This window comes from Runella sp. R5_40 (assembly GCF_057652295.1).
This window is the reverse complement of the sequence record NZ_JBYFCH010000051.1, coordinates 1-6066: the sequence shown is the minus strand read 5'-3', so window position 1 is coordinate 6066 and position 6066 is coordinate 1. Positions and strand designations below refer to the sequence as shown.

Sequence of the window (6066 nt, the reverse complement as noted above, 5' to 3'; positions counted from 1 at the left end):
TCTGTTCAAATTCTGTCTTTTCCATTGTTCTGTCGTAAAGTTAAAAAACCTTTAGACAGAGTTTAATTTACAGTCTCACATTTTTTGGATTAAAACAACCTTCTCGAAAGCTTTAAAGCTTTCGAGAAGGTGAGGAATTTCTTACAGCATTTCCACTTTCATCACATTATCATCCGAAATGCGGTCGATGAGTTTGTTGTAGGGGTCGATGCCGCCTTTGAGGGGCTTGCCTTTTACCACCAACTCAATCGTGTGCTTGCCTGGGCTGAGTTTGTGTTTTTGGAGGTAAAGCGGCACTTTTTGCTTCATGCCTAGCTTGTTTTTAGACTCCTCAGTAAACACCCCAATGTCGATGTAGTTCGGCGTTTTTCCCTGCGCAATTTCCTTGCCCGTTTTGTCAAAATACAGCTTTTTGGTTTCTATGGTCAGCTTTATTTTGTACTGGTCGCCTTTCAGCGGCGTCGCTTCTACGGCCGTTACTTTGTTTTCGTACAAGGTGATTTTCTTGATACAATCCTCCACAAAATACTTGAGCGAATCAGGCGTTTGGGTGTAAATACTGTTGTACCATTCGTCGGTCGTCGTAAAAGGCGCTTTCTGGCGGAAGGCCGTCCGTTCGGCGTAGTCTTTCAGCCACGTGTTGAGGCGCTGCTCACCCACCATATCTTGCAGGGCATAAAACGTCAGCGTGCCTTTTCCGTACCAAATGTACGCCCCGTTTTCGTTGTCCATCAGCGGCTGTTCGCCTTTGTTTTCCGTACCACGACCGCGTAAATACTGGTCGAGGGCGTATTTGAGGCGCTCCTGCATCACGTCGCGGCCGTAAGTGTGGTGTAGCACCATGTGCGAGCTGTATTCGGCCAATGCCTCGGCGATGTTGTTGGCACCCCGCGTGAAACTCGGCATAACTTGGTGTCCCCACCATTGGTGCGCCACTTCGTGCGCCGTTACGTAATACGCATAATCGGTTTTGTTGGGGTCTGAGAAATCGGCCAAAAACCCGAAGTTTTCCGAGTACATAATGGTATTAGGAAACGACTGCGCAAAGGTCTGATAACGAGGAAATTCCAAAATACGCATCTGTCGGAACTGGTACGGACGGAAATTGGACGAGCAGTACCGCAAGGCGTCTTTCAGTCCGTTCATAAAGTGGGTAATGTTTTGGTTGTGCGTAGGATGATGAAAAATCTCCACTTTAATATCCTGTCCATCAGAGTTTTTTACCGTTTCGCGGTGGACGGCATAACGCGCCGACGCGACATTGAAGAACAAATCCATGAACTCGTTTTGTTGGTAATGGAAGTACTTGCGACCGTTTTGCGTCCATTCTTTTTGTAGATACCCAGGCATAATCGCAATTTGGTCGGGTTCGGTACTGACCGTGCCTTCAAACGTTATCCAGTCGCCTTCTTGGGTAAACAAGAAATTCTGTAATCCCGTGGAGTCAGTGCGTTTGGGCATGTCAAATTCCCGAATCGGCAGTTTGTACTTTTTCCGATACCGCTCCGACGAAAGTTCGGCTTGCTGACTGTACCCAATGCTCGGGAACAAATCGCCTTGGTTCACAAAAGTACCATTGTCCGTAATCGTAAATTGCTCTTCTCCCCCATTGCGAAAGCCTCTAAACTCACCATGCGACGCGATTTCAAGCACCGCCGAGTCGTTGGGCATCAGCTTTTTAGGCAATTGATAAATATAAAACCGTTGAATCGTATCATTCAACAATTTCTTAGGCTCCACTCCGTCGATTTTTAGACTCATTCGGTAATGCGGGAAACCGCCTCCCACGTTCAAAATCAGCGAATCCAACGGGCGATTGTGCTTATTTTTTATCACAAATCGACCACGGGCATCTATCATTCGTTTTTTAGGAAACAAATCTACCTCTACCTTCACCGACGTTACTTTAGGCTGGGGTTTAAGGTAAAATTTGCGGTATTTTTCTTCGTACTCCGCGCTCCGTTTGCGGCCTTCTTCGGCGGTACGGTACTTGTTCAATACACTTTGGTTGTAATAAATAAAGCCCGCTGAACCTAGCCACACAAGGGTAAAAACCGACAGCAACGCCCCCGTAGCAGGGGTAAAACGCTGCATGGCCAACCGCCAACGATTTTTGAAATTGGTTTCCGTTCCGCGCGACCAAAACAGGTTGCCAATCACCAAAAAGACTGCCGCCAATCCGCCCCAGCACAACAAATACCACATCGTATTTTCGGTGAACCCAAACCCGTTCATGTCTGAATACGTCGAAGTAGGAACGGCGTTGAAATACAGCAACATGTATTTGTATTCAGAAAAAGCCCGCGTGCCGTACAGCACCGCCCAAAAAGCAATGTTGACCACGTGCCCCGTCATTTTGTTATTGACCAACGTATGAATCAAAAACGTAATCATGGTCAGGAACGTCCACTGCAAAATAGGCACTACGTAGCCTTGCAGGTACAGCGCAAAGTTGTAATCGAAGTATCCTTTGATGGTCTGCCAGATAACGCCGCACAAAATCCCCACGACAGGAATGAACAGCATCACCCCAATCATGGCCAAAAACTTGGAGCCATACACCAACCAGTTGGGCAAAGGCAACGCATCGCCAATAAGGTGAAAATTGACCGTTCGGTCGCGGTGAACGACTTCGCCCGTAATGAAAATAATCAGGATAATCACCACAAAATAAAATGTACTATCTTTCGACTCTAACATCAAATAAGTAGTTGGCAATGAATCGGTTCCGTACATCATTCCTGCGTATTGATTATCTAAAAACAAGAACAATGCCGCCGCCAACAAAATAGCAATAAAGAAGGGGTCTCGAACGATGTTCCGAAACTCGACTTTGGCCATACTGAGCATTTGCCTCAAATAACGACCCGTGGTGTAGGCTTTTGCGGCCACGGGCAAATCAGCCAATGAGCGAGGAGCAGCTACTTTTTCGGTTTTCTTTTTGGAAATTTTTTGAGATTTCGGTGCAATGAAGCGTTGAAAATCAAAACGGAACAACAGATACAACAATGGCAACAGCCCTACACCTATCCACAACAAACGGTTCCACAAGAAATTACCTTCCAGTGGAAAAAAGCGGGTATTTTGTTCCGTAACTGTCCAGTAACGCGTCAAATCGTCGAGCGCTCCCAACGCAAAAGGGTCGAGAATAGCGGCCAGCGACTTGTTGTCTAAATCGGTCATCAACGAAGAGGCGACCAAGTAAGTCACCAACAAAACCACCCCACCCGCATAGGTAACAAACACGCGTTTTGTCAAGGCCACCAAGCTAAAAAAGAGGCTTCCCGCAAAAAACAAATTGGGAACGCCTACGACCAAATAAGGCCACAGGTAGTTGAGTAAATTGTAAGGGCCAATGCGTTCGACATTATCGCCAACGTCAAAGGTTTGGCCGATAATACAACCAAACAAATGCCCCACTATCATTCCTGAACCAATAAATAACAGCGTCAAAAATGACCCAACGAAACGACCCATCAAGTAGCCTTTTTCGGAAATGGGGTAGCTGAAATAATAATTTTGGGTTTTGTGCTCAATATCACGATAGACGGGCACGCCCATCACCGCCGTCGCAAGCATGATACCAAATACACTCATCACGGCAATGAAAACCCCCGCAATCGCAGGGCCGTTGATGAATACTTTTTCGGACGAACCTCCGCTGATACTCACCGAACCAAACAGTGCCAGCACCAACGAAAATAGAAACATCACCGCCCAGTAGCCCCAAGTGGCGGGTCGCTTAAAGCGGTATTTTAATTCAAAAGAAAGTATGGTTGAAAACATAAATTTAGCTGTGTTTGACTTCGCTCTTTAATTAAAAATGACCCAAAAGACTACACTGCCAGCCCTTGGCGAACTGTGATTTCGGAGAAATACACATCTTCTAAATCGGGCGTAGCCGCTTCAAAGCCTTCGAGTGACTCGTCGGTGATGACCCTGATTTGGGTTTTACCCATCTTCAGCGAAGTCGAAATAACTTGGTAATTTTCGCGATAGTCGTTCAGCTCGTGTTTTTCAATACTTTTCTTAAACACCTTACCTTTAAGGCTTTTGACCAATTCATTCGGATTCCCTTTGGCCACTACTTCACCCAAACAAATGATGGCCATGTGCGAGCAAAGGTTGGTAACATCTTCCACGATGTGCGTTGAAAGAATCACAATCGTATTCTCACCAATTTCGGAAAGTAAATTGTGAAAGCGGTTACGTTCGGCAGGGTCGAGACCCGCCGTTGGTTCATCGACAATGATAAGTTTGGGATTGCCAATAAGCGCCTGAGCGATGCCAAAGCGCTGTTTCATCCCTCCCGAGTACGTCCCCAAGTTTTTCTTACGGGCTTCGTAGAGATTTACTTTTTGAAGAAGCGCCGTTACAATATCCTTACGCTCGCCACGGTTTGCAATCCCTTTTAGGTCAGCAATGTGGTCGAGCATGGTTTCTGCACTTACGCGCGGATATACGCCAAATTCTTGCGGCAAGTATCCTAAAATTTTACGTACGTCTTCCTTTTGGCGTAGCACGTCCAAGTCATCGAGCGAAATGCTGCCACTATCGGCCTCTTGAAGGGTAGCAATGGTACGCATCAAGGAGCTTTTACCCGCACCGTTGGGACCCAAAAGCCCAAACATCCCCTGCGGAATGGTAAGTGTTACATCTTTAAGAGCCTGTACTCCATTGGAATACGTTTTGGAAAGGTTGGTAATGGTTAGCTGCATGAGAAAAAATGGATTTTAGGTTTTAAGGTTTGTGCGAAAATAGAAAAAAACACACGCCGTCTGTCATTTTTAGGATTAATGGCGATATAGGCAGATGAATGTTAGGCAATAGCAAATGAGTTTATTGTTTTGTAGATTTGTAAAAAAAGAAACTTATGACATCTCTTCAATACATAACTGATAAGAGGGGGCGTAAAAAAGCCGTCATTATTCCAATTAAAGAATGGGAGAAGTACCAAAAAGCACTCGATTTGCTGGAAGAGAAACAAGAACTAGAGGCACCCATCTTTACTAAAGATGAAATAATAACGAATATTACAGAAGCAGTGGAAGAAGTAAAGCTATATCGTCAGGGGAAAATTGAGCTTCAGACAGCAGAAGATTTCTTGGCGGAGCTTAAACAAGAAGGTTATCTATGAAAATCATCGTTAGTAGAACATTCAACCGTGATTTTAAAAAATTGGCTAGAAAGTACAGTTCACTTGGTACCGACATTGCCGCCCTCTTTGAACTTCTCCGAAACAACCCAAAATTGGGAACATCGCTTGGCCATAATTGCTACAAAATTAGAGTTGCTATTGCCTCAAAAAAACAAGGCAAAAGTGGAGGTGCAAGGCTGATTACGTGTGTAAAAATGATTGACAATCAGCTTTTTTTGCTTACTATTTACGACAAATCAGAGAAAGAAAATATAACCTCTCAAGAACTTTCTTCGTTATTGAAAGAAATTGAGTTTTCTGATTAATTATGAAACCTTCCTACCATTTACGCCGCTGGCAGAAAGGAGATGAGCGTTCGCTAGTTCGCTATGCCAACAATTACCAGATTTGGCGCAACGTGCGCGACGCTTTCCCGCATCCTTATACAAGTGATGATGCCTTTCATTGGATACACCTGTGCACATCCGAAAAAATACCCACGGTGTTTGCCATTGAGGTCGATGGAGAAGCAGTAGGTTGTGTAGGAATTGTTTTACAAAAAGATATTTTCTGTAAAAATGCCGAAATTGGCTACTGGCTTGGAGAGCCTTTTTGGGGAAAAGGAATCATTACTGAAGCAGTACTAGAAGTCACAGACTATGCCTTTCGTACCTTCAATTTGCAGCGCCTTTATGCAGGGGTGATGGCCCATAATCCTGCCTCTATGAAGGTGTTGGAAAAAGCAGGGTATCACTTGGAAGCCATTCTGAAGAAGTCTATTTATAAAGAAAATACCTTCATTGACGAGCACCTCTACGTCCGATTTCGCGAAGAATAAAGGAAAAACGGGGAGGTTACTCATTGTAGATTTACCTTTGCGAAATAATATTTGGTAATGAAGGAGTCAAACCGATTACTCAATGGTAACT

Annotated in this window: 5 protein-coding genes; 3 read left to right on the top strand and 2 right to left on the bottom strand. The window is 44.7% G+C overall.

Annotated features, from left to right (window positions below):
• Nucleotides 1–141 precede the first annotated feature (141 nt).
• A complete protein-coding gene (locus AC23N5_RS31230; RefSeq protein ID WP_487758532.1) occupies nucleotides 142–3786 on the bottom strand; it encodes an ABC transporter permease/M1 family aminopeptidase in 3645 nt (1214 codons plus the stop codon).
• Between the two features lie 50 nt (nucleotides 3787–3836).
• On the bottom strand, nucleotides 3837–4718 hold the full coding sequence (locus AC23N5_RS31225; protein ID WP_487758531.1) for an ABC transporter ATP-binding protein: 882 nt from the start codon (nucleotides 4716–4718) through the stop codon (nucleotides 3837–3839).
• A 155-nt stretch (nucleotides 4719–4873) separates the two neighbouring features.
• Between AC23N5_RS31225 and AC23N5_RS31220 the strand changes: the two genes are divergently transcribed.
• From AC23N5_RS31220 to AC23N5_RS31210, 3 genes are read left to right on the top strand one after another with little or no spacing between them, the layout of a single operon-like run.
• Nucleotides 4874–5137 (top strand): hypothetical protein, encoded by a 264-nt coding sequence (locus tag AC23N5_RS31220; RefSeq protein ID WP_487758530.1) that lies wholly within the window; start codon nucleotides 4874–4876, stop codon nucleotides 5135–5137.
• Entirely contained in the window at nucleotides 5134–5463 is a 330-nt protein-coding gene (locus AC23N5_RS31215; RefSeq protein ID WP_487758529.1) for a type II toxin-antitoxin system RelE/ParE family toxin, read from the top strand. The genes AC23N5_RS31220 and AC23N5_RS31215 overlap by 4 nt, the downstream gene beginning before the upstream one ends.
• Nucleotides 5464–5465: 2 nt before the next feature.
• Nucleotides 5466–5975 carry a GNAT family N-acetyltransferase gene (locus AC23N5_RS31210; RefSeq protein ID WP_487758528.1) on the top strand — a complete coding sequence of 170 codons (510 nt, stop codon included), beginning with the start codon at nucleotides 5466–5468 and terminating at the stop codon, nucleotides 5973–5975.
• The last annotated feature ends 91 nt before the right edge of the window (nucleotides 5976–6066 follow it).